Annotated in this window: 16 protein-coding genes; 9 read left to right on the top strand and 7 right to left on the bottom strand. The window is 63.9% G+C overall.

What is annotated here, in order from left to right; genetic code table 11:
- The first annotated feature begins 81 nt into the window (after window positions 1-81).
- Entirely contained in the window at window positions 82-411 is a 330-nt protein-coding gene (locus AAIL67_RS00270; RefSeq protein WP_012838243.1) for a hypothetical protein, read from the top strand.
- 69 nt (window positions 412-480) lie between these two features.
- On the opposite strand, the gene AAIL67_RS00265 is transcribed toward AAIL67_RS00270, so the two are convergent.
- From AAIL67_RS00265 to AAIL67_RS00245, 5 genes are all read right to left on the bottom strand, one after another.
- Window positions 481-2,094, bottom strand: a complete 1,614-nt coding sequence (locus AAIL67_RS00265) for a DHA2 family efflux MFS transporter permease subunit (protein ID WP_343483113.1) — start codon at window positions 2,092-2,094, stop codon at window positions 481-483.
- A gap of 15 nt (window positions 2,095-2,109) precedes the next feature.
- On the bottom strand, window positions 2,110-3,420 hold the full coding sequence (locus tag AAIL67_RS00260; protein ID WP_343483112.1) for an HlyD family efflux transporter periplasmic adaptor subunit: 1,311 nt from the start codon (window positions 3,418-3,420) through the stop codon (window positions 2,110-2,112).
- Between the two features lie 151 nt (window positions 3,421-3,571).
- Entirely contained in the window at window positions 3,572-5,056 is a 1,485-nt protein-coding gene (locus AAIL67_RS00255; RefSeq protein ID WP_343483111.1) for an efflux transporter outer membrane subunit, read from the bottom strand.
- A 61-nt stretch (window positions 5,057-5,117) separates the two neighbouring features.
- Window positions 5,118-5,684 carry a MarR family winged helix-turn-helix transcriptional regulator gene (locus AAIL67_RS00250; protein WP_051517731.1) on the bottom strand — a complete coding sequence of 189 codons (567 nt, stop codon included), beginning with the start codon at window positions 5,682-5,684 and terminating at the stop codon, window positions 5,118-5,120.
- A 230-nt stretch (window positions 5,685-5,914) separates the two neighbouring features.
- Window positions 5,915-6,385: a CopD family protein gene (locus tag AAIL67_RS00245; protein WP_039048689.1), complete on the bottom strand. Its 471-nt coding sequence runs from the start codon at window positions 6,383-6,385 to the stop codon at window positions 5,915-5,917.
- 155 nt (window positions 6,386-6,540) lie between these two features.
- Here AAIL67_RS00245 and AAIL67_RS00240 point away from each other — a divergent pair, with 155 nt between their 5' ends.
- Window positions 6,541-6,789, top strand: coding sequence for a hypothetical protein (locus tag AAIL67_RS00240; protein WP_224650903.1), 249 nt, complete (start codon window positions 6,541-6,543; stop codon window positions 6,787-6,789).
- A gap of 106 nt (window positions 6,790-6,895) precedes the next feature.
- Here AAIL67_RS00240 and katG read toward each other — a convergent pair whose 3' ends face one another.
- Window positions 6,896-9,097: a catalase/peroxidase HPI gene (katG, locus tag AAIL67_RS00235; RefSeq protein ID WP_343483110.1), complete on the bottom strand. Its 2,202-nt coding sequence runs from the start codon at window positions 9,095-9,097 to the stop codon at window positions 6,896-6,898.
- Between the two features lie 343 nt (window positions 9,098-9,440).
- Window positions 9,441-9,983 carry a PAS and helix-turn-helix domain-containing protein gene (locus AAIL67_RS00230; RefSeq protein WP_003055436.1) on the bottom strand — a complete coding sequence of 181 codons (543 nt, stop codon included), beginning with the start codon at window positions 9,981-9,983 and terminating at the stop codon, window positions 9,441-9,443.
- A 74-nt stretch (window positions 9,984-10,057) separates the two neighbouring features.
- Here AAIL67_RS00230 and AAIL67_RS00225 point away from each other — a divergent pair, with 74 nt between their 5' ends.
- From AAIL67_RS00225 to dnaE, 7 genes are all read left to right on the top strand, one after another.
- Window positions 10,058-10,756, top strand: coding sequence for a CoA transferase subunit A (locus AAIL67_RS00225; RefSeq protein ID WP_003079441.1), 699 nt, complete (start codon window positions 10,058-10,060; stop codon window positions 10,754-10,756).
- Between the two features lie 3 nt (window positions 10,757-10,759).
- On the top strand, window positions 10,760-11,236 hold the full coding sequence (locus AAIL67_RS00220; RefSeq protein WP_343483109.1) for a DUF3806 domain-containing protein: 477 nt from the start codon (window positions 10,760-10,762) through the stop codon (window positions 11,234-11,236).
- Between the two features lie 30 nt (window positions 11,237-11,266).
- A complete protein-coding gene (locus tag AAIL67_RS00215; protein ID WP_063661116.1) occupies window positions 11,267-11,905 on the top strand; it encodes a 3-oxoacid CoA-transferase subunit B in 639 nt (212 codons plus the stop codon).
- A gap of 197 nt (window positions 11,906-12,102) precedes the next feature.
- A complete protein-coding gene (locus tag AAIL67_RS00210; protein WP_253233083.1) occupies window positions 12,103-13,455 on the top strand; it encodes an HD domain-containing phosphohydrolase in 1,353 nt (450 codons plus the stop codon).
- A 258-nt stretch (window positions 13,456-13,713) separates the two neighbouring features.
- On the top strand, window positions 13,714-14,637 hold the full coding sequence (imuA, locus tag AAIL67_RS00205) for a translesion DNA synthesis-associated protein ImuA (RefSeq protein ID WP_224650911.1): 924 nt from the start codon (window positions 13,714-13,716) through the stop codon (window positions 14,635-14,637).
- 1 nt (window position 14,638) lies between these two features.
- Window positions 14,639-16,153, top strand: coding sequence for a hypothetical protein (locus AAIL67_RS00200; RefSeq protein WP_343483108.1), 1,515 nt, complete (start codon window positions 14,639-14,641; stop codon window positions 16,151-16,153).
- Window positions 16,146-19,556, top strand: a complete 3,411-nt coding sequence (gene dnaE / locus AAIL67_RS00195; RefSeq protein ID WP_343483107.1) for a DNA polymerase III subunit alpha — start codon at window positions 16,146-16,148, stop codon at window positions 19,554-19,556. The genes AAIL67_RS00200 and dnaE overlap by 8 nt, the downstream gene beginning before the upstream one ends.
- Window positions 19,557-19,572: the final 16 nt, after the last annotated feature.

Here is a 19,572-nt window from a genome sequence, read left to right as displayed (position 1 = left end):
AAGAGGCCGTAACACAGGCACGGCCATTCAGCTGCTTTCTCGGGGCGGATGCGACACTCGCTGTCCGAGGAGCAAATACACATGAATCCCATGGTTCACAATTTGGAGAGCATGCTGGCGGCCGGCAAGGACGGTGCGCTGCTGCGCTATACCCTGGGCAAGGCCTATGCCGACGACGAGCAGATGGCCGTGGCGCGCGAGCATCTGCGCAAGGCCACGGCACTGGATGCCGAATACTCCGTTGCCTGGAAGCAGCTGGGCAAGGTGGAGCTGGCGCTGGGCGATGCGCAGGCGGCGCGAGCCGCCTGGCAGCAAGGGCTGAGCTGCGCCCAGGCCAAGGGCGATGCCCAGGTCGTCAAGGAGTTGCAGGTGTTTTTGCGGCGCCTGGACAAGCAGGCTGATGGCGCTTAGGAGCTATCAAAAAAATAGCTGATAACGCTTGTGATTCAAGCGTTATCAGCCAATTTATTCTGAAGTTAATCAGTGTGCGCCGGCGGCCGCGTCGGAGGCTCCTGCGGCAGAGGCCGGGCGCTTGGTGAACCAGATCAGCACGATCAGGCTCAGGAACAGAAAGGACGACGCCAGAAAGATGTCGTCGGCGGCCCGCGTGAAGGCCTGCTGATCGATCAGCCGGTTGATCTGGGCATAGGCCTGCTCGGCACTCATGCCTGCGGCCTGCAGGATTCTGACCGTGCTGGCAAACGTGCCCTGGCCCTGCACCAGCAGTTCGGTCAGATGCGCATGGTGCATGGAAGCCCGGCTTTCCCAGAGCGTGGTGGCAATCGAGGTGCCCATGGCGCCGGCCGTGATCCGCACGAAGTTGGACAGACCTGCGGCGGCAGGAATGCGATCCGGCGTCAGTCCGCTCAGCGTGATGGTGGTCAGCGGAATGAAGAAGAAGGCCATGGCGCCGCCCTGGATCAGCGTGGGAATCAGGATGTGGGCGAAGTCGGTCTCCACGGTGAACTTCGAGCGCATCCACAGCACCATGGCAAACACGATGAAGGCAATCGTGGCCATTTTGCGCGGATCCCAGACACCGACCTTGCGGCCCACCATGGGCGTGAGCAGGATGGCCAGCAGGCCCACCGGCGCCAGGGCCAGGCCGGCGGAGGTGGAGGTGTAGCCCATCCATTGCTGCAGCCACAGCGGCAGCAGCACCACATTGCCGAAGAACAGACCATAGGCGATGGACAGCGCGATCGAGCCGGCCGCAAAGTTGCGCCTCTTGAACAGGCGCAGATCGACGACGGGATGGGCGTCGGTCAGCTCCCAGACCACGAACACGGCAAAAGCCACGACAGCGATCACCGCAAAGGCGATGATTTCATTGGAGGCGAACCAGTCGAGTTCCTTGCCCTTGTCCAGCATCAGCTGCAGCGCCGCCACCCAGAGCACGAGCAGGGACAGGCCCACGGTGTCGATAGGCAGCTTGCGCGTGGGCGTTTCGCGGTGGCGGTAGATGCTCCAGGTCATCAGGGCCGAGAGCAGGCCCACGGGCACGTTGATGTAGAAGATCCAGGGCCAGGAAATATTGTCCGTGATCCAGCCGCCCAGCAGCGGTCCCACCACGGGCGCGACCAGGGTCGTCACGCCCCAGAGTGAAAGCGCCACACCGGCCTTGGCGGGCGGATAGCTGGACAGCAGCAGGGTCTGCGACAGCGGAATCATGGGGCCGGCCACGGCGCCTTGCAGCACGCGGAACAGTACCAGCATCTCCAGCGAGGAGGCAAAGCCGCAGAGCCAGGAGGTCAGTACGAACAGCAGCACGCTCATGGTGAACAGGCGCACGGCGCCAAAGCGCTGGGTGAGCCAGCCCGTCAGCGGCACGGAGATGGCATTGGCCACGCCGAAGCTGGTGATGACCCAGGTGCCCTGGCTGGGGCTGACGCCCACATCGCCGGAGATAGCCGGAATGGCCACGTTGGCGATGGACGAGTCCAGCACGTTCATGAAGGTGGCCAGCGATAGTGCCAGCGTGCCCAGGGCGAGCTGCGCGCCCTTGAGCGGGGCTATGGCTGGCGGCATGGGGCGGGCCGCCGGAGCCGGTGGCGAGGCGCCCGCTCCGGGATTGGCAGAAGTCGAGGAAGTCATGGCTGATTCCGCGTCTTACTGCGCAGGCTGGGCAGCGGGTTGGGCGGGCACGGCCGGGGCCGGGGCGGGCAGATAGGCCAGCTGGGTCAGCGCAGGCAGCTTGTCGCCCGCGATGATGTGCTGGATGCGCTGCTCGGCCTGGGCCAGGCTGCCGTCATAGACGGTGGTCTGGGCCACGGGCTCGCTGCGCGGCGTGCTGGCCAGGGCCTGGCCGTCCTTGTCGCGGATATCGACCTTCACGTCCATGGACAGGCCTACACGCAGCGGGTGCTGCTTGAGCGCTTCGGGCTCCAGGCTGATGCGCACGGGAACGCGCTGCACCACCTTGATCCAGTTGCCGGTGGCGTTCTGCGCGGGCAGCAGCGCAAACGCCGCACCCGTGCCCGCACCCAGGCCCACGACCTTGCCTTCGTACGTGGTCTTGTCGCCGTAGACGTCGGCGGTCAGCTCCACCTTCTGGCCCATGCGCAGATCGGCCAGCTGGCTTTCCTTGAAGTTGGCATCCACCCAGAGCTTGTGCAGATCGACCACGGTCAGCAACGGCGAGCCGGCGGCCACGCGCTGGCCCAGTTGCACGCCGCGCTTGGCCACAAAGCCGTCCACGGGCGCGATCAGCCGCGTGCGCTGCAGGGCCAGATAGGCCTCGCGCACCTTGGCTGCGGCCGCCATGACGGCCGGGAAGTCCTCGGCCGTCGTGCCCTTGGTCTGGGCTTCGGCGGCCGTCAGCTGGGCCTTGGCAGCACGCACGGCGGCTTCTGCGGCCGCCACGGCGTTGCTGGCAGCCGTGGCCAGGGCCTTGGCATGGTCAAACTCTTCCTTGCCCACGGCACCGGTGGCCGTGAGCGGGCGGCGGCGCGCCACATCGTCGTTGGCCTTGGCGGCATCGGCCTTGAGGCGCAGCAGATCGGCTTCACGCTGGGCCACCTGGGCGGCCAGCGGGGCGTTGTTGGCATACAGGGTGCGGGTCTGGCGCGCAGTCTGGGCCAGCTGCGACTCGGCCTGGGCCAGCTGCACCAGATAGTCGGCAGGGTCCAGCTGCACCAGCAACTGGCCGGCCCGGACATAGTCGGTATCGTCGGCACCGATGCTGATCACGGTGCCGCCGACCTGGGGCGTGATCTGCACCACGTTGCCGGCCACATAGGCGTTGTCCGTGGTCTGGTAGTTGCGGGCCACCATCCAGTGCCAGCCGCCCCAGGCGATGGCGGCCACGGCGACAGCGGCCGCCACGATGGTCAGGCCCTTGCGGCGGCCCGCAGGGTTGGCGCTGGGCGTAGCTGCCGCAGGAGCTTGGGGAGCGTTCTGAGTAGGCTTGGTGTCGGTCATGATGTTGGCGCTTTGTTATCTGTGAAGCGGTTTTGCGCTATTGAAAAAGAGGAGCTGCTAGCGCTTGTCAATAAAAGAATTGAGTGTGTTTTTGCCTTGAATTCAATGGCAGGAGAGCGATAGCAGCTATTGATTTTGTTGAGCCCGATGTTTATTGCAGGGCAACAGCCGGGGTGTCGTCGCTCCAGCCGCCACCCAGGGCTGCGGCCAGGGCCACACGGGTGTCGAGCTCGCGCGCCTGCAGGTCCACGGCCAGACGGCGCTGGTTGATGAGCTGGGTTTCGGTGTTGAGCACGGTGATCTGGCTGCCCAGGCCGGCCTGATAGCGCTGCACGGCAAAGTCATAGGCCCGCTCGGCCTTGGACAGCGACTCGGTTTGCAGCTGCTGCTGGCGCTGCAGCGATTGCACGGAGGCAATGGCGTCGCCCGCCTGTTTGACGGCATCGAGCACGGCGCCGTTGTACTGGGCGATGGCGGTGTCGAGATCGGCCTGTTTGCCGCGCAACTGGGCGCGCAGGCGCTTGCCGTCGAAGATAGGCAGGCGCAGCGCAGGCGTGATGCCCATCTGGCGCGAGCTGCCCTGCAGCAGCTTGTCCAGACCCAGCGCGTTCAGGCCCACAAAGGCGGTCAGATTCACATCGGGGTAGAAGTCGGCCCTGGCGGATTCAATGCCTTGCGTGGCCGCTTCCACGCGCCAGCGCGCGGCAACCACATCGGGGCGGCGGCCCAGCAGATCCGCGCCCAGTGCCTGTGGCACGGGCTGGATGCGCAGCACCGACAGTCTGGGCGAGAGCGCATTTTGCGCATCGGGCGCCTGGGCGCAGAGCACGGCAATCGTGCGGCGCGCCAGCGTGATCTGCTCGCCAAGCATCTCGATCTGGGTTTGGGCATCGGGCATGCCGGCCTGGGCCTGGGTCAGCTCCACCTGGCTGTCCAGGCCCGCTCGGGTGCGCTGCTCGCTCAGACTCAGCAATGACTGGCGCTGGCCCAGCGTGCGCTCTGCCACTTCCTTCTGGGCAATCAGCCTGGCCAGGGCGATATAGCTGCGTGCCACCTGTGCGGCCAGCTGGTTGGCGGCAGCAGCGCTGTCGGCCTTGGCGGCGCGCGCCTGGCCCAGCGCGGCCTGCAGGTCCGCGCCATGCTTGCCGAAGAAGTCGGGCGACCAGGACAGACCGGCCTGCAGATTGCCGCTGTTGTAGATATTGCCCGCGATGGGGGCGGGAATCATGCCGTTGGCCGTGTAGCGCTGGCGTGTGGCGTCGGCACTCAGCGTTCCGCGCACATCGCTGGCCGTGCTGCTGGCCGTGGCCAGGGCTGCGGCTTTTTCAAAGCGGGCGTTGCTGGCGGCCAGGCTGGGGCTGCCGGCCAGGGCCTGATCGATGAGCTGATTGAGCTGGGCATCGCCCAGACCTGTCCACCATTGGGAGGAGGCGAGTGCCGTGGCGTCCGCAGCGCTGAGGCTGGCGGAGTCGTTCAGGCCGACATCGGCCGAGCCCAGTCGTGCCAGCGGCTGGTGCGCCGGCCCTTGCGAGGCACAGCCTGCCAGCGCGAGCACGGCGGCCAGTGCTGCGGTTGCCAGCAGCGAACGGCCGGCGGCGCACTCGGTGGCGGGTTTGCGTGAAGGTCTAGATGTCATGGAAAAGTGCCAGTGGTTTTTATTGAAATAGGGCGGTGAAAAAAGTAGGCAGCAGGCCAGCCTAGTCCCCGGGGTCGCGGCCTGCCTCGTTCGTTTGGATGGGGGGCTTGCCTGGCTCCTGGGTCAGGGCCTCTCGCAGCGCATCGCCGTTGACCAGCATGCGCTGCAGCATGGACAGCATCAGCGTGCATTCGCTGTGGCTGAAGCCGCGCAAATGGCCGTTGAGCACCTTGGTCAGAACCTTGGGCACCTGGGTGGCGACGCTGCGTCCCTCCTCGGTGAGCACCAGGTGCACCACGCGTCGGTCGGTGGTGGAGCGCTCGCGGCGCAGCAGCCCCTTGGCCTCGATGCGGTCCAGCGCGCGCGTCACCGAAGCCGGGTCCATGCCCAGGTCCTTGGCCAGCGTGCTGCTATTGGTGTCGGCGCAGATCAGCAGCTTGTACAGCGGCAGCCATTGCACATAGGTCAGTCCTTGCTCGGCCAGCTGGGCGTCGGCCAGCTGCAGGATGGAGCTGAGCACGCGCCGCATGAGAAAGCCAATGCTTTTGTCCGGCGCGTAGACCCCTGCCTGATAGAAGAAGCTGGATTCGTCCTGCGGGTCGATGATGGGGTCGGTCTGGTTTTGCAATGGCGCCACCAATATTTGCTTGGTCAATGATTGAGTCGGCAATTATTGTGCAGTTGCAAAAAAATGTCAGCAAGGTTTTGAATGGAGCCGGACCTGCCTGCACAGTCTCTGTTTTTGTTGCTATGAAAACAAAAGCAGTTTGCGCATTGTTGGTATGCGCCAGAGCCTTGTCGGAGTCATAAAAAAAAGCCCGGCCATGAAGACCGGGCTTGCTGAAGGCTGCTTCAGGCTCAGAGCGGCACGCGCAGCACGACCACGATCACCAGGCCCAGGGCCAGATTGAAGGAGACCCATTTGCGGATGCTCTCCAGCGCCTTGCCGCCTGCAGGCCAGTCCTTGAGCTGCACGGCCGCATCCAGGCGCTTGAACAGCGCAAAGCGGATATGACCGAACACGGCCATCATCACCAGGCCCAGAATGCTCATCACAATCCAGTTGACCGGCATATTGAACTGGCCGCCGGCCTGGGCGGCCATGGCGTGAATGCTGCCTATCATGCCGATGCCGGTCGCCAGCACGACGACCACCAGCACGAGGACCCAGGCAAAAAAGCGCTGCAGCACGCCATGCATCAGCGTCACGCGCTCGGGTGGCTGCAGTCCCTGGACGGCAGGACGCAGAAAGAAATGTGCGAAGAACATGCCGCCTACCCAGATGATGATGGCCAGAAGGTGCAGAAGTTTGAACAGAATGAAAAGCATGGTTTGTGGGGCTTGATTGGGGAGACATCGCAAGCCTAACGGAGATCGTCCTACGGGTGGAACACACAGGCCGAAATAGCAGGACTTTCGCTTTGCCCAGGTCTGATTAGACTTGGCTGTAATCCACAACAGCCAGCAATGGCGCAGGAGTCCTTATGTCAGAACAAGCCACCGTCGTCGCCTTCAAGCAGTCTTCCGGGCGGGTTGCCTTGCGCACCGACAACGGCCGCTTTGTGCTGGCCGAGCAGACCGATTCCAGCGCGCTGCTTGAAGGACAGAGTCTGAACGGCAATATGAGCGAGTTCGGCCCGGAGGTCTGGAGCGATGACAGCGGGCAAAATCATTACGAAGTCTTTGTGCTGGGCTGGGATCTGTCGCAGGAAGCGGTCGAGCTGGAGATGTGATGTGTTGATCCTGAAAAAACAGCTGCCAGCGCTTGATTGACAGGCGCTGGCAGCTTTTTCTTTTTGGATTTTCCTGGAGCCGGGGCTTTCACCCCGGCGCGCCCTGTTATTTCTTCAGGTCGAAGCGGTCCAGTTCCATGACCTTGACCCAGGCAGCAACGAAGTCCCGGTAGAACTTCTGCTCGTTGCCCTTTTCGGCATAGACCTCGGCCACGGCACGCAGAATGGCGTTGGAGCCGAAGACCAGATCCACGCGGGTGCCGGTCCACTTCTTGGCGCCGCTCTTGCGGTCCACGCCTTCGTAGTTGCCATCCTCAAGGGGCTGCCACTGTGTGCCCATGTCCAGCAGGTTGACGAAGAAGTCGTTCGTCAGCTTGCCCGGAGTCTGGGTCAGCACGCCGTGGTTGCCGGCGGTGTTGATGTTGATGGCGCGCAGGCCGCCGATCAGCACGGTCATCTCGGGGGCCGTGAGCGTCAGCAACTGGGCCTTGTCGATCAGCAGGGCTTCGGCAGGTGCCGGGAAACGTCCTTGCAGGTGGTTGCGGAAGCCGTCGGCCTTGGGCTCCAGCGGCGCGAAGGATTCGGCATCGGTCTGCTCGTCGCTGGCGTCGCCGCGACCGGGAGTGAAGGGCACGTTGATCTTCACACCCGCGTCTGCAGCCGCTTTTTCAACGCCCGCGCTGCCGGCCAGCACGATCAGATCGGCCAGCGAGATGCGCTTGTCGCCCTCGGCAGCCTTGTTGAATTCGCGCTGGATTTCCTCGAGCTTGCCCAGTACCTTGGCCAGTTGCGCAGGGTTGTTGGCGGCCCAGTCCTTTTGCGGAGCCAGTCGGATGCGGGCACCGTTGGCACCGCCGCGCTTGTCCGAACCGCGGAAGGTGGAGGCCGAGGCCCAGGCCGTGGCCACCAGCTCCTGCACCGACAGGCCCGATGCCAGCAGTCTGGCCTTGAGGGCGGCCACATCGGCGTCGTTGACCAGTTCATGCTTGGCGGCGGGGATGGGGTCTTGCCAGATCAGCTCTTCCCGGGGGACTTCTGGGCCCAGATAGCGTGCACGCGGGCCCATGTCGCGGTGGGTCAGCTTGAACCAGGCGCGGGCAAAGGCTTCGGCAAAAGCCTGCGGGTTTTCGAGGAAGCGGCGCGAGATCTTCTCGTAGGCCGGGTCCATGCGCAGCGACAGGTCGGTGGTCAGCATGGTGGGCTTTTTGTTGGGGCCGCCATGCGCGTCGGGGATGACATCGCCAGCGTCCTTGGCAACCCACTGAATGGCACCCGCAGGGCTTTTTTCCTGCACCCATTCATACTTGAACAGGTTCTCGAAGAAGAAGTTGCTCCACTGTGCAGGAGTCTGGGTCCAGGTCACTTCCAGGCCCGAGGTGATGGCATCGCCGGCCTTGCCGGACTTGTAGCTGCTGGCCCAGCCCAGGCCTTGGGCTTCCAGGCCGGCGGCTTCGGGTTCGGCACCCACATGGCTGGCGGGGCCCGCACCATGGGTCTTGCCGAAGGTGTGGCCACCGGCGATCAGCGCCACGGTTTCCTCGTCATCCATGGCCATGCGGGCAAAGGTGTCGCGGATGTCATGCGCGGCCGAGAGGGGGTCGCCATTGCCGTCCGGGCCTTCGGGGTTGACATAGATCAGACCCATCTGCACGGCGGCCAGCGGGTTCTCGAGGTCGCGCTCGCCGCTGTAGCGGCTGTGCGGGTTCTGGGTGGGGGCCAGCCATTCCTTCTCTGCACCCCAGTACACGTCCTGATCGGGTTCCCAGGTGTCCACGCGACCGCCACCGAAGCCGAAGGTGCGAAAGCCCATGGTTTCCAGTGCGACGTTGCCGCACAGCATCATCAGGTCGCCCCAGGAAATCTGGTTGCCGTACTTTTGCTTGATCGGCCACAGCAGGCGGCGCGACTTGTCGATGTTGACGTTGTCGGGCCAGCTGTTGAGCGGGGCAAAGCGCTGCTGGGCGCGACCGGCGCCGCCGCGACCGTCCTGAATGCGATAGGTGCCGGCGGCGTGCCAGGCCATGCGGATGAACTGAGGGCCGTAGTGGCCGAAGTCTGCAGGCCACCAGTCCTGCGAGTCGGTCATCAGGGCACGCAGGTCGCGTTTGACGGCTTCATAGTCCAGCTTCTGGAAAGCCTGGGCGTAGTTGAAGTTTTCACCCAAGGGGTTGCTTTTGGCGGAGTGCTGGCTCAGCAAATCCACACGCAGCTGATTGGGCCACCAGTCCTTGTTGCTGGTGGCGTTGCCTGCGGCGGCGGTTTCGCTGTTCTGTCCTTGGTGGAAGGGGCACTTGGATTCAGTAGTCATGGGGCTCTCCGTTTCAACGATCCGACAGGTCGGTAGGTCCAGGAAACAGATATCAATCAATGATTGATATCAATCAATTCAACTCAATAGCTATTTGCGATTGGTTGAGATGAATTATCGGTGCGCGGCTGGCCTGAAGGGCGTGTTGTGCTATTGAAATTACTAAGCAGCGCCATAGGAAGAAATATGGGTCGAGTCTTGAGCCGACGCAAAGTCGGGTTCAGATACTTCGCAAAGTGACTGAGACTGTGACTTTTTGAGCGTATGCGAGCCTGCCTGTTTACACAAGCATGAGCCATCAAATCAGGTCGTTGACCTACCTGGCATCAGCTGTGGCAGCGGCTCAGCCGGCTACCAGCTTGTGCACTAGATCGGCTGCGGTGGAGGCGCCGTATTTGCGCATCAGCCGGGCGCGGTAGATTTCCACGGTGCGATGACTGATGGCCAGTGCCTTGCCGATTTCCTTGCTGGTCATGCCTTCGAGAAGACGCGCAGCGACTTCGCGTTCGCGGCCCGTGAGCTCGGCCTTGACGGGGCGATGGGCCGAGAGGTCCTCAAAGCTCCAGATGCCCGAGGCATGGGGATCGTTTCGGTCCAGCGTGCGGCCGCTGACATGACACCAGAACACCTCGCCATTGGCGCGCTTCATGATGCGGTTGTCGGAATAGATGCCTGTGGTGTTGAGAATCGGGGCAATGCGCGCGCCCAGGCGCTCGTATTCATCAACGCTGGGGTATAGCACCTGGAAGGTCTGTCCTATGAGTACTTCGCGCGATGCATGGAACATTTCACACAATTGCCGATTACAGTCAATCATGATGCGGTTGCGCGAGATGACGAGACCTACAGGGGCGGCGTCGAACGCCAGCCGGTAATCCACAACCATGGTACTGCTCTTTACGAAAAACTACTTACTCAAGTACGTAGTATCGTAGCGCATCCAATTTCAAGGAGACATGTGTGAAAAAGCTCTACCCATCCGCAGAAGCGGCGCTGCAGGGCGTGGTGTCCGACGGGCAATTGCTGGCCGTTGGCGGCTTCGGCCTGTGCGGCATTCCCGAGGCCCTGATCGATGCGGTTTGCGCCAGCGGCGTCAAGAACCTCACGGTGGCATCCAACAACGCCGGCGTGGACGGCTTTGGTCTGGGCAAGCTGCTGGACACTCGCCAGGTCAAGAAGATGATCTCCAGCTATGTGGGCGAGAACAAGGAGTTCGAGCGCCAGTACCTGGCCGGTGAGCTGGAGCTGGAATTCACGCCTCAGGGCACGCTGGCCGAGAAGATGCGTGCCGGCGGCGCCGGTATTCCCGCCTTCTTCACCAAGACCGGTGTGGGCACGCTGGTGGCCGAGGGCAAGGAATTGCGCGAATTCGATGGCGAGACCTATGTGATGGAGCACGCCATCGTGGCCGATGTGTCCCTGGTCAAGGCCTGGCGCGCGGACAAGAGCGGCAATCTGCAGTTCCGCCTGACGGCGCGCAACTTCAACCCTGCGGCAGCCACCTGTGGCAAGGTCTGCGTGGTGGAGGTCGAGGAATTGGTGGAAGTGGGCGAGATCGCTCCCGACGACATCCATCTGCCCGGCATCTATGTGCACCGCATCGTGCACAACGCCAATCCCGAAAAGCGCATCGAAAAGCGCACCGTGCGCGAAGCCTGAAATATGGCGGATACGTCCTATTCGCCCGAGGCTGCCGCCCAGGCCGACATACCGGTCTTTCGTGCGCTGGCTGCGCAGGAGCTGGAGCAACTGGAGCGCGAACGCTTGCTGGTGTGCCAGGTCGCGGCCCGTGAACTGGGGCTGAGCGATTGGAGCATGGACCGCTCTGGCCTGGCGCAGCTGCAGCAGTTGCTCGATCGTGGCCTGGTGTTGGCCGACAACCTGCTGCTGGCCCGAGGATTGGGTGTGGTGCTGGGGGACGCGCTGAGCTGCGAAATGGACGATATGGACTGGCATATGGTGAGCGACGACTGGGGAACCGACCCCGTTGTGCGCTACCGCGAAACCAGCATCCAGGTGGGGGCTCGCGACATGGTCCTCAAACGGCTCGAAGACGGCCAGAGCGTCGATCTGCTGCACTTGCTCGATGGTGTGATGGCGCACCTGCAGCCCATGATCGACTCCGGCGACTACCAATAACGTCAATCAAGATTTATTCAGGAGGCTCTTATGCCCTGGACCCAAGACCAGATGGCCGCGCGCGCGGCCCAAGAACTCGAAGACGGTTTCTACGTCAACCTCGGTATCGGCATTCCCACGCTGGTGGCCAACCACACGGGCGACAAGGAAGTGTGGCTGCAGTCCGAGAACGGCATGCTGGGCATCGGCCCCTTCCCGACCGAGGACCAGGTCGACGCCGACCTGATCAACGCCGGCAAGCAGACCGTGACCACGCTTCCCGGCTCGGCCATTTTCGGCTCCGACCAGTCGTTTGCCATGATTCGCGGCGGCAAGATCAATCTGTCCATTCTGGGTGCCATGCAGGTGTCCGAAAAAGGCGATCTGGCCAACTGGATGATTCCCGGCAAGATGGTCAAGGGCATGGGCGGAGCCATGGACCTGGTGGCGGGCGTCAAGCGCGTCATCGTGCTCATGGAACATGTGGCCAGGAAAAAGGACGGCACGACCGACCTGAAGATCCTGCCCAGCTGCACCCTGCCTCTGACGGGTCTGGGCGTGGTGGATCGCATCATCACCGATCTGGGCGTGATGGACGTGACACCCGAAGGCCTGAAGCTGGTGGAACTGGCCGATGGCGTGAGCTTTGACGAGATCCAGTCCAAGACGGGTGTGACGCTGCTGAAATAAGCGGCGCTGCGCTCCCAGGCAAGAACCGCTGCGGCGGTTCTTTTTTTGCGCCTTTTTCTGCAGCATTGACAGAATTAATAGCTGTCGGGGTCGATAGGGCAAGCGATGCAAGCTGTTTTTGCTTTAATTGTGGCCCACAAATTATTGCAATCTGCAACAATCGAGTTTGATTGAGCAGACAGAAACAGAGCGCTTTGATGAGTGAGAACGCTGGTGCGCAAGGGCACGAGACCGATGTACATTTTTTGCGCGCAGTCACTGATATGGCCGAGCATACGGAGGTCATGACAGGCGATGCAATCTATACCGATAAGGGCATGAAACTGGTGGACAAAGGCACACGTGTTGACAGTCGTCTCTATGACCGTCTGGTCATGCACAAGCTGCGTGACCCGATCGATGCCAACCTGATCACGGGCGACCTGGTCGACGTGACATCCCTGGTCGCTCTGGCGCGCCAGCAATGCGAACAGGTCGATCTGCTGCATCGCATGGTGGCGTCCATCGGCGATATCGAGCGTCTGCTGGCGCCGCTCAAGAGTCTGCTGCTGCCCCAGGCCATTGCCTTCAAGCTCACCGTCATGCGCGAGCAGCGCAGCGACCTCTACCAGCACAGTCTGCAGATGACGCTGGTGGCGATCTTTCTGGCGCTCAAGAACGGCTGGACCGAGCGCGAATGCGTGCCGCTGGCCACGGCCGCGCTGCTGCACGATGTAGGCATGCTCTATATGGACCCGGTCTGGACCGACCCGGACCATCGCTTGAGCGGCGAGGAACGCAAGCATCTGGTCGCGCATTCCGTCACCGCCATGCTGGTGGTGCGCAGTACCGAACTGTATTCGCGCGCCGTGGAAATCGCCGTGCTCGAGCACCATGAGCGCATGGATGGCTCCGGCTATCCGCGCGGCATCAAAGGCAACGCCATTTCGCCCATGGGGCAGGTGCTGCTGCTGGCCGAGGTGGTATCGGCCTTTTTCGAGAAATTCACGGACATGCCGGGCCAGCGCCTGTCGCTCATGCTGCGCATGAACCACAAGAGCTATCCGGCCGATCTGGTGCACCTGATTCTGCCGTTGCTCTACGACGAAATCAGTCCCGGCAAGCCGCTGGCGCCGCTGCAGGCCGAGTTCTCCCACAGTATTGCGGCCCTGGAGGCTGCGCTGCGCAAATGGAACGAACTCAGGCGCGACTTTCCCGAGCACTGGCAGCAAATGCCCGATGCGCAGGCGGCAGTGGCCGTGGAGGCCAGTCTTGCACAGCTGCAGAAACAGCTGGCTGAAGCGGGCTCCCACCCCAGTCAGCAGCTGGATGTGCTGAGCTATTTCAAGGACGACGCCTTGGGCATGAGCGAGCTGGCCCTGGTCAACCGCGAGGCTCTGTGGCAGTTGCAGGCCATCATGAACGACTGCCTGCGCCGCTGGCCCACGCTGGGGCAGGGCGGCTCCACGCTGGAAGTCGCCGTGGCCGAGTGGTGCGAGGCCTGCGCTCAGCTGATGCCGCAGGCAGGCCGCAGCTCGGCCATGAATGCCGACAGGCAGTCGCTCAATTGAGGACATTGACTGCGAGTTTTGCCCAGGACGGCTGGCCTCAAGTCTGATAGCGGCAGGCGCTAAACCGGTATTTCTTCAAAATTCTGTGCATCACGCCGCAGCGCGGCGTGCTTTGCTGCGTCTGCTTGCGCCATCCTGAAAAAGTATTTTTGATAGCGCACGACGTCCGATCTACAAGGGTTGACCGTATCTGTAAGGCCTTGTTTTGCGCGGAAACTTGAATAACTGTATATTTGTACAGTATTGAAGAGCTTTCGCATGCATACCCAGCCCATGACATCCTTGGCCCATCCTGGCTCACCGCCCGGCATGACGGAGTCTGTCCGGCAGCAAACAGGTGCAGAGCAGGGCGTGCGGCCGGGTCTGTCCGCTGCGGGCAGCCCGCATTTGTCCGCCATACAGATTCCCGGTGTCTGGCGCGGCACGGACTGGCAGGCGGGCGCCGGCTCTCAGGTCTGGCCCAGCGGTCATGCTGCGCTGGATGCCGAGCTGCCGGGCGGCGGCTGGCCCGGCAATGCCTTGATTCAGCTGCAGCAACCTGCGCACTGCCATGCGGAGTGGGCCTTGCTGTTGCCCGCGCTGGCCGCCCGTGTCCGGCAGCATGCGGCTTCACGCGCGGATTCAGGGCTGGGCCAACTGGTGCTGGTGGCTCCACCCTATCTGCCTTTTGCCCCGGCCTTGCAGGCCGCCGGTATTGACGCGAAGCGGCTGTGCGCGGTGCAGCCGGGGCGCAGTGCCCAGGATCTGGCCTGGGCCTGCGAGCAAGCTCTGCATTGCCGGGATGTGCTGGCGGTGCTGGCCTGGTTGCCCGAACTTCCCGCGTCCACGCTGCGCCGCTTGCAGCTGGCCGCCGCTTCGCAGGGCCGGCCTCTGTGGCTATGGCAGGAGCTGCAGGCCGAGTCGCGCAGCTCCCCCGCCGCATTGCGGTTGAGACTGGAGAGAGTCACGACAGTCTTCGCTGCTCAGCAGGCGCCGGGTTTGCGGATACAGATACTGAAGCGCCGTGGGCCTTTGCTGGAGCGCCCCATACAGCTCGCGCTTTCGCAGTGGGCCTGGCAGCCCGTGCTGCAGGCGCAGGCCCAAAGACATGCGCGCCAGAGCGAGGAGGCTGCCATGCTCATGCAAGGGCGCATGACAGTCGCCGCTCCTGCAACGGCCTCGCCTTGGATGACGGAGGCATGAGATGGGCAGTGCAGAGCACTGGATGGCCTGGCCTCTGGCCTGCCTGAGCGAGTCAAGCCCGGTGGCTGAGAGTGCCTGCTGGTGGGCGCTGGAGTTTTCGCCGCGTGTGGCCTTGCTCGAAGACGCCTTGCTCATGGAGACCAGCCTGGTGCAGCGTCTTTGGGGCGGAGCCGAGGTCTTGCTGGCGCGGCTGGACAGTGCTTTTGCGCAAGCTTGTCAGGCTGGCCCCCCGGAGTCCGGGGGCGGCGATGCGGCATTGCAGCCGCTGCGCGGCCAGGGCGGCACGGCCTGGCAGGCTTTGGCACGGCTGCGGCTACGGTTGCAGCAGGCCCGGCCTTGCGGCTCCGTCCCTGTTTCCCTGTCCATGTCTGAGTCATCGCTGCATGCCGATGCGCTGCCGCTATGGACGCTGAGCGCCCTGGAGCAGCACAGCTCCGTGCTGCTGCGCCTGGGTTGCCGCAGCTGGGGCGATGTGCGAGCATTGCCGCGCGCGGGGCTGTCGCGCCGCATTGGAGCCAAGGCCTTGCGTGCGCTCGACGAGGCCTATGGTCTGCTGCCCCAGCCGCTTGACTGGCTGCAACTGCCCCAGCAATTCCTGCTGCGCCACGACCTGGGTTACCCGGCTCACCATGCCGATGCCGTGCTCCATGCGGCGCAGCCGCTGTTGCGCGCGCTGCAGTCCTGGTTGCAGGCCCGTCACCATGCGGTGCTGGCGCTGCGATTGCGCTGGCACCATGATCTGCGTCGTATCGACGGCCAGGAGCTACCGGCCTGGGAAGCGCTTGTCATCCGCACGGCCCAGCCCACGCAGGGCATGGCGCATTTGCAGCGCCTGTTGCGTGAGCACCTGGGTCAGCAGCGCTGGCGCGCCCCCGTGGACATGCTGGAGTTGCAGGCGCTGGAGACGGTTGCCTGGGCGGCCGAGCCGCTGAGCTGCCTGCCTGCCGTCCAGGGCCAGAGCCCGTCGGACAGCTTGGCCTGGCATGAATGGGTGGAACGCCTGAGCGCCCGCTGGGGCGAGGAAGCCGTGCAAATGGTGCGGCCGCTGGCCGATCACAGGCCCGAGCAGATGCAGTGCTGGCAAGCTGCGGCGAAGCTGCTACAGAGCCAGAAGCCAGGCGGCACCAGGGCTAGCGCCAGGGCCGAGGTGGGAGCCGGCTTCGGGCCACACCGTCAGCCCGGCTGTGCCGACCCCTGGCAAGCCCTGTGGCCGCCCTGGCTGCTGCCCCAGCCCCAGGCCTTGCCCGTGCAGGGCAATCGTCCCCAATGGCATGGGCCGCTGCAGCTCAAGGCCGGGCCCTACAGGCTGGAGTCCGGCTGGTGGGATGCGGCTGGCGATGCGTTTGCCGATGCCCAGGCCGGCGCGCCGGCCGGCCTGGCCGTGCGTGACTATTTCGTGGCCTATAACGCCGTGGTTGGCCATGTCTGGATTTACCGCGAGCGCGCCCGTAGCGAACACCTGATGAGCATGACAGCCAGCCCCGCCAGCTGGTTTGCGCAAGGCGTGTATGGCTGAGCAGATCCTGGTCGAGCTGCCCGCTGCCGCACTGCGCCTCGCAGGGCCGCCGCCTGTCGCCATACCGGCCAGCCCCGTGGCTCAGGGCATGGGCAGAGGGCCGTTGGCCTATGCCGAGCTGCATTGCCTCTCGAATTTCAGTTTTCTGCGCGGTGCTTCATCGCCTGCCGAGCTGGTGCACCGGGCCAAAAGCCTGGGCTATGCGGCGCTGGCGCTGACCGACGAGTGTTCGGTGGCTGGTGCCGTGCGCGCCCATGAGGCGGCGCGGGACTGCGACTTGCACCTGATCCATGGCAGCGAATTCGCCTGGGGCTCGTTCAGGATCGTGGTGCTGGTGCGTGATTTGCAAGGTTGGGGCAATCTCTGTGAATTCATCACCGCTGCACGCAGCCGCTCAGGCAAGGGCGACTATCTGGTTGATGAATCCAGTCCCTGGCAACTGCTGCAGCAAGGCTGCGAATGCCTGCTGCTGCCGCAGCGTGAGCAGCTCGATGCATCGGATTTGATGGCTGTAACCGCTCTTCTGGAAAACGTTGCAGCGCATTTTTCGACAAATAACCTGTGGCTGGGCGTGGAGCTGCATCTGGCGCCCGACGACAGCCTGTGGCTGCAGACCCTGCAGCAGGCTGGCGTGGTGCTGGGCCTGCCGCTGCTGGCCTGCGGAGATGTCCATATGCATGCGCGCTCGCGCAAGCCGCTGCAGGATGTGGTCACGGCAATACGCCTGGGGCGCACCGTGGCCGAATGCGGCTTTGCGCTGCAGCCCAATGCCGAGCGGCATCTGCGCTCGCGTCTGCGGCTGGCTTCGCTCTATCCCAGGGTCATGCTGGAGGCGACGCTGGAGCTGGCCGGGCGCTGCAGCTTCAGCCTGGACGAGATCCGCTACCACTATCCTCAGGAGAGCGTGCTGCCCGGCATGACGGCCACGCAGACCCTGGCCTGGCTGACCTGGGATGGCGCGGCGGGACGCTATCCCCAGGGCATTCCCGAGGACGTGCACGATCAACTGCATAAAGAGCTGGCGCTGATCGAGGATCAGAAGTACGAGATGTACTTTCTCACCGTGCATGACATCGTGCGCTATGCGCGCAGCGTCGGCATTCTGTGCCAGGGGCGCGGATCGGCGGCCAATTCTGCGGTCTGCTACTGCCTGGGCATTACGGCGGTAGATCCGGAAAACAACAATCTGCTGTTCGAGCGCTTTATCAGCAAGGAGCGCAGCGAGCCGCCCGATATCGATGTGGACTTCGAGCATGCGCGGCGTGAAGAGGTCATCCAGTACATCTACGGCAAATACGGGCGCGACCGCGCCGCGCTCACGGCCGTGGTCAGTTGCTGGCGCAGCCGTAGCGCGCTGCGCGATGTGGGCAAGGCGCTGGGCCTGCCTGCCGATCTGATCGATGCCCTGGCTAAGGGGCAGTATTGGTTCAGCGAACATGCCCAGGCGCAAGCACAGACGCATGCAGAGGCGGCCGATTCGGCAGAGGAGGAGCAGGCGCCCGAAGCTTTGCCCGAAGACTGGGGGCAGCGCAAGCTCCAGGAAGCCGAGGTGCTGGCGAGTGAAATGAATTGTGCTGTGGGCGCGCATCGGCTGCGCCTCTGGATAGAGCTGGCCTGGCAGCTCAAGGACAGCCCGCGCCACCTCAGCCAGCATGTGGGCGGCTTTGTGCTGACCGAGGGCAAGCTCACGCGCCTGGTGCCCGTGGAGCCCGCCACGATGGCCAAGCGCTCCGTCATACAGTGGGACAAGGACGATCTCGATGTCGTGGGCCTGCTCAAGGTCGATGTGCTGGCCCTGGGCATGCTCACCATGCTGCGCAATGCCCTGAACGAGCGCGCCCGCTGGCGCGGCGAGCCATGGGAGCTGCACCAGATTCCGCAGGAGGATGCCGCGACCTACGAGATGATTTGCCAGGCCGATACCGTGGGTACTTTCCAGATCGAAAGCCGCGCCCAGATGAGCATGCTGCCGCGCCTGCAGCCGCGCACTTTCTATGACTTGGTGGTCGAGGTTGCCATCGTGCGCCCCGGCCCGATTCAGGGCGGCATGGTCCATCCCTATCTGCTGGCACGTGAGCGTGAACGCCGCAAGCTGCCGCTCAAGCTTGAGAAGCCGGAGCTTGCAAATGCGCTCAAGCGTACCTTGGGTGTGCCCATTTTCCAGGAGCAGGTGATGCAGATCGCCATCGATGCCGCGGGCTTTTCGCCGGGCAGGGCGGACGAGTTGCGCCGCTCCATGGCCGCCTGGAAGCGAAAGGGCGGGGTGCATCGCTTCCGAGACGAGCTTGTCGGCGGCATGCTGGCCAAGGAATACAGCCCCGCATTTGCCAACGCCATCTTTGCGCAGATGCTGGGGTTTGGCGAATATGGCTTCCCCGAAAGTCATGCCTGCAGTTTTGCGCTGCTGGCCTATGCGAGCGCCTGGCTCAAGCGCCATGAGCCAGCCATCTTTCTGCAGGCGCTGCTCAATGCCCAGCCCATGGGTTTTTATTCGCCGTCCCAGCTGGTGCAGGATGCGCGCCGCCATGGCGTGCGCGTGCTGCCCGTCGATGTCTGTCATAGCCACTGGCATTGCACGCTCGAAGCCCCTCTGCAAGCCATGCGCGGCGTGGCCCAGCCCCAGCCGGCCGTGCGCCTGGGGCTGAACCGGGTTGCCAGGCTGGGCAAGGCCGCAGCGCTGCGAATCGAGGGGGAAGCTGCGCAGGCTCCGTGGAAGGACGTGAGCGATCTGGTCATCCGAGCCCGGCTGGACAAGGCGGATATGGAAGCCCTGGCCGCAGCGGATGCGCTGCGCAGCCTGGCCGGTCACCGTCGCCAGCAGATGTGGGATGCTGCTGCGCAGGCCAGCCTGCCGCCCATCTTTGCCCAAGCTGCGATTCATGAGCCAAGGCTTGAACTGCCCCAGGCCGCCGAGGGCGAGGAAATCATGTTCGACTATGCCGCCACCGGTCTGAGCCTGCGCCGCCATCCGCTGGCCTTGCTGCGTCCCAGGCTGGCGCGCCATGGGCTGAAGACCGCAGCCGAGCTGCGTCATATGCTGCCAGGCCAGAAGGTACGCGCCTGCGGCATTGTTACCGTGCGCCAGCGTCCGCCTACCGCCAACGGCACGCTGTTCATCACGCTGGAAGACGAAACCGGCGTCATCAACCTGGTGGTCTGGAGTCAGACCTTTGCCCGCTGGCGCTCTGCGTTGCTGGCCTCGCGTCTGCTGGCCGTGGAGGGCATCTGGCAGCGCAGCACGGCCCCGCAACTGGAGACGCCGGAATCAGCAGGGGATATGCCTGCGGCCCAGACTGGGGATGAACCTGCGGTTCGCCATCTGGTCGTGATGAAGGCCAGGGATGTGACCCGCTGGCTGGGGCGGTTTGCCGAGGTCGGGCTGAACAGCCGGGATTTTCATTGAGCCCGCCCAGGCCGGT

This window comes from Comamonas sp. A7-5 (genome assembly GCF_039581385.1).
GTDB lineage: Bacteria > Pseudomonadota > Gammaproteobacteria > Burkholderiales > Burkholderiaceae_C > Comamonas > Comamonas thiooxydans.
The sequence above is the reverse complement of the archived record's forward strand: the minus strand, read 5'-3'. Positions and strand labels throughout refer to the sequence as shown.

Excerpts from the sequence above, each read along its gene's own strand:
- AAIL67_RS00260 (WP_343483112.1), bottom strand. The coding sequence starts at position 3,420 with ATGACCGACACCAAGCCTACTCAGAACGCTCCCCAAGCTCCTGCGGCA.
- imuA (WP_224650911.1), top strand. The coding sequence starts at position 13,714 with ATGCATACCCAGCCCATGACATCCTTGGCCCATCCTGGCTCACCGCCC.
- AAIL67_RS00220 (WP_343483109.1), top strand. The coding sequence starts at position 10,760 with ATGGCGGATACGTCCTATTCGCCCGAGGCTGCCGCCCAGGCCGACATA.
- AAIL67_RS00270 (WP_012838243.1), top strand. The coding sequence starts at position 82 with ATGAATCCCATGGTTCACAATTTGGAGAGCATGCTGGCGGCCGGCAAG.
- AAIL67_RS00200 (WP_343483108.1), top strand. The coding sequence starts at position 14,639 with ATGGGCAGTGCAGAGCACTGGATGGCCTGGCCTCTGGCCTGCCTGAGC.
- AAIL67_RS00210 (WP_253233083.1), top strand. The coding sequence starts at position 12,103 with ATGAGTGAGAACGCTGGTGCGCAAGGGCACGAGACCGATGTACATTTT.
- AAIL67_RS00240 (WP_224650903.1), top strand. The coding sequence starts at position 6,541 with ATGTCAGAACAAGCCACCGTCGTCGCCTTCAAGCAGTCTTCCGGGCGG.
- AAIL67_RS00215 (WP_063661116.1), top strand. The coding sequence starts at position 11,267 with ATGCCCTGGACCCAAGACCAGATGGCCGCGCGCGCGGCCCAAGAACTC.
- AAIL67_RS00245 (WP_039048689.1), bottom strand. The coding sequence starts at position 6,385 with ATGCTTTTCATTCTGTTCAAACTTCTGCACCTTCTGGCCATCATCATC.
- katG (WP_343483110.1), bottom strand. The coding sequence starts at position 9,097 with ATGACTACTGAATCCAAGTGCCCCTTCCACCAAGGACAGAACAGCGAA.
- AAIL67_RS00230 (WP_003055436.1), bottom strand. The coding sequence starts at position 9,983 with ATGGTTGTGGATTACCGGCTGGCGTTCGACGCCGCCCCTGTAGGTCTC.
- AAIL67_RS00255 (WP_343483111.1), bottom strand. The coding sequence starts at position 5,056 with ATGACATCTAGACCTTCACGCAAACCCGCCACCGAGTGCGCCGCCGGC.
- dnaE (WP_343483107.1), top strand. The coding sequence starts at position 16,146 with ATGGCTGAGCAGATCCTGGTCGAGCTGCCCGCTGCCGCACTGCGCCTC.
- AAIL67_RS00265 (WP_343483113.1), bottom strand. The coding sequence starts at position 2,094 with ATGACTTCCTCGACTTCTGCCAATCCCGGAGCGGGCGCCTCGCCACCG.